This is a genomic window from Methanosphaera sp. A6 (genome assembly GCF_001729395.1).
In the GTDB taxonomy this organism is placed as follows: domain Archaea; phylum Methanobacteriota; class Methanobacteria; order Methanobacteriales; family Methanobacteriaceae; genus Methanosphaera; species Methanosphaera stadtmanae.
This window is the reverse complement of sequence record NZ_MAIF01000070.1, coordinates 1-3226: the sequence shown is the minus strand read 5'-3', so window position 1 is coordinate 3226 and position 3226 is coordinate 1. Positions and strand designations below refer to the sequence as shown.

The following is a 3226-nucleotide window of genomic DNA, read 5'->3' as shown; positions in this document are numbered from 1 at the left end:
ACTTGGAAGATAAAGAAACTAATATTATACAACTACAAGAAAAATTAAAAGTTCAGGAAGAAAAAATAGATCAAAAACATGTGAAATACGTTGATAATCTTAATAAAATAACAAATAATTTAGAAAAAAATCAAAAGGAGTATGAAAAAAGATTAATTAAAATAGATGAAGACATAACACTTAAAAAAATTGAATTTGAACAGATGCAAAATAATAATTCAAATAAAAAATCTAACACACCAAAAATATCCATCATTATCTGTGCATACAATAGAGAGGAATATCTAAAAAGATGTTTAAATAGTGTAAAAAATCAAACATTAAAAAATATTGAAATAATTTGTGCTGATGATGGATCTACAGATAATACTTTAGATGTATTTAGAAAATATGCAAATAAGGATCATAGATTTAAATTTTTTACACAAAAAAATAGTGGTCCCGGAGTAGCTAGAAATAAAGCTATAAAAATGGCTACTGGAGAATATATTATGTTTCTTGATTCTGATGACTGGATAGACTTAAATACATGTGAAGAATTATATAAAAAAGTTAAATTAAATGATTTAGACATTTTATTATTCTTAATGAAAAATTATTCAGAAGAAACTGGTGAATATTATGAGGATAGTTACTACAATTTAACACCTATTCCTGATGATTTTGAAAATAAAGTTTTCTCACATGAAGATATTTCTAACATTATATTCAGTATATCAATAAGTGCATGTCAGAAGATATATAAAAGAAGTTTAGTAAAAAAAGTCCACTTTGCTGAAAAACTTCTTTTTGAAGATAATCCCTTCTTTTGGGGTGTGATGTTGCAAGCTAAAAGAATGTCGTTATTAAAAAAACATTTTTATTTACGCAGTAGACATACATCATCTATAACTTCTGAATATGATAATAAATACTTTGATGTAATACCCATAAGTAATAAAGTAATTAGTATTTTCAAAGAATTGAATTTAGTTAATATGTATAAATACCAATTAACTAATTATAAAATAAATTATATCTCCCAATGGTATCATATGATGGAAGAAAAATATAAAAATACTTTTTGGGATTTAATGCATGATGATTTTCAAAAATTACATGAAGATAAAAAAATTGATTCTCTTATGTTAAATAATTTAAATGAACCTAACAAATTATTTTATTTAAGAACCTTAAAATCAAGGAGTTATGTTGAATTAGACTACTTAGAAAAATATTCTGATGAAAAATAAACTGTGATAATATGAAAAATAAAAATACTGAAAAGAATACCTCAAATATTTGTGAAGATTTAATAATTACATCTAGATTTCCTCCTATGAATGATGTTAGTGGAATTGTACTATCTAAAAGAATTATGGAAGCTAATAAAAAAGTAGATACCTTTCAAATTAAACTAAATAGTAATGTTAAATATGATTATGATTTCAATAATCTTATAGAAAAATATATAAATAAAAGAATTTACTTAGAAAAAACAGCTATTCCCATTGCATTAGATGATATAATCCAATTTACTAAAGAGGCCATGATTGAAATTGAGAAGGTAGACTATGAGTACAAAAATATTACAAGTAGATCTTGGACTATTGATTCACATTTTTTAGCATTAGAATATAAATTAAAACATCCAAATGTTTGTTGGACTGCTGAATTTTCAGATCCATTACTCTATGATTTAAATAATAAGGTACGTCCATCAAATTCAGTTATACACAATCAAGTATTTCTAGAAAAAATTAACAAAACGATTGATACCATCAATAATAATAAATCCATTGATTTAAAAGAAGATTTACCTCATATTAACCCAGATGATGGATTATATTTACTTGGTGAATATTTACCATATGTCTTTGCAGATAAAATTAGATTTACCAACCATAATCAACGAGAAATCATGTTATCAGAGTTTCCATATAATATAAAAAATTTTGTAATGGAAAAATCCGAGGTAAAACACCACCCCATACTACCCAAAAAATATTATCATGTGAAAGAATCTGATTATAATATTGATAATAATTTTATAAACTTTGGATATTTTGGTACATATGTTGGTAAAAGACATTTAGAATACCTGTTTTATGCTTTTGAAAAATTACATCCTAAAATTAAAAAGAGAATTAGAATTCACTTTTTCACATCAAATGCAAACTTTATCAAAAATTTAATAAGTGATTTATCCATTTCAGAAAGTATTATTATTAACAACCAAGTATCTCTACTGGAATTCCTAAATTTATCTACAAAACTAGATATTTTGATTGTTAATGATACTCCTACAAAAAAAGATTTTAAAATTAATCCATATTTACCTTCAAAACTAGCTGATTATTTAGGTAGTGGAAGTGATATTTGGGCCATATGTGAAGAAGATAGTTCTATGGATAAATTCAAATTACCATACAAATCATATTTAAATGATTATAAATCATCAGAAGATGTATTACATCAAATAATTCAAGATAAACTTCCTGATTTAAAAGATTATCTAAATAAGACTAATATGAAACATAAAGATTATGAAAATTACTTTAAATCCAGATTAACTTCTTTGAATAATGTTTCTGAAACATTATATAAACAGAGATTATATTGGCTAAATCGTTCAGAAATAGAAAAACTTAATGTTAATAAGATAAATAAAAAATATTCTGATTTAAATAAAAAATATGATGAAATAAAAAACAAGACTAAAATATCTGATAATATAATTAAAGAAAATGAAGAAATACATGAAATACTTAAAAAATCATTCAATGACCTTGATGAAAAAAAGAAAATTATCAATGATAAAAACATGGAAATAACCTATTATAAAAATAATTCAAGTATCTTAAAACGAATATTTAATGATTTCTTTACATATGTGTATATATTACTTAAATCATCAGATAAAAACCAGGATTTGGAAATATATTCTCTTTTAAAAAATAATCCATGGTTCAATGTAGGATATTACCTAAGTGAAAACAAAGACCTATCACGGATAAAATGGTTAAAACTTTTAAATCCAGAAACACATTACATTTGTCATGGATTCTATGAAGGTAGAAAACCAAATAGACATAATAAATATAATATAAAAACTAAAAAAGAATTATTAAAAGAATTAACATTTCTTAAATAAATAATTGATATTTAACAACTATTATTATTTTTTTGATATTATATTTTTTCATTAATTATTTATTCAAAAAAAAAAAAAAAAATTTAAAAAAAA

Annotated in this window: 2 protein-coding genes; both read left to right on the top strand. The window is 22.7% G+C overall.

Annotated features, from left to right (window positions below; genetic code table 11):
• Window positions 1-1232: glycosyltransferase family 2 protein (locus tag A9758_RS02365; protein WP_143740856.1), on the top strand; the 1232-nt coding region annotated here is incomplete at its 5' end.
• Between the two features lie 11 nt (window positions 1233-1243).
• Entirely contained in the window at window positions 1244-3133 is a 1890-nt protein-coding gene (locus tag A9758_RS02360; RefSeq protein ID WP_011405835.1) for a hypothetical protein, read from the top strand.
• Window positions 3134-3226 lie beyond the last annotated feature (93 nt).

What these genes read in the sequence shown, in the direction of transcription:
- A9758_RS02360 (WP_011405835.1), top strand. Translation starts at nt 1,244, where the DNA reads ATGAAAAATAAAAATACTGAAAAGAATACCTCAAATATTTGTGAAGAT.